The organism is Gilvimarinus gilvus (genome assembly GCF_030518155.1).
GTDB lineage: Bacteria > Pseudomonadota > Gammaproteobacteria > Pseudomonadales > Cellvibrionaceae > Gilvimarinus > Gilvimarinus gilvus.
On record NZ_JAULRU010000752.1, the window covers coordinates 1 to 377 of the forward strand.

Genomic DNA, 377 nt, shown 5'->3' on the forward strand with positions numbered 1-377 from the left:
AGCCGGTGTTCTTCACCACCTCCAACGTGGGTGGCCAAGGCCCGAACGTGGGCAAGGATACAGCGCCGCTCAAGGACGCTTATTCGATTGAAGAACTCAAGACCCTCGACGTTATCCTGACCTGCCAGGGCGGCGACTACACCAACGAGGTCTTCCCCAAGCTGCGTGAAGCCGGCTGGCAGGGTTACTGGATCGACGCCGCCTCGTCCCTGCGCATGCAGGACGACGCGGTCATCATCCTCGACCCGGTCAACCGCAAGGTCATCGACCAGCAGCTGGACGCCGGTACCAAGAACTACATCGGCGGCAACTGCACTGTCAGCCTGATGCTGATGGGCCTGGGTGGCCTGTTCGAAGCTGGCCTGGTCGAGTGGATG

The 377-nt window shown here is 61.8% G+C and carries 1 protein-coding gene; it reads left to right on the top strand.

All coding sequences use genetic code 11. From position 1 onward, the window contains the following. A partial coding sequence (locus tag QWI17_RS19395; protein ID WP_302724183.1) for an aspartate-semialdehyde dehydrogenase occupies positions 1-377 on the top strand: 377 nt, incomplete at both ends.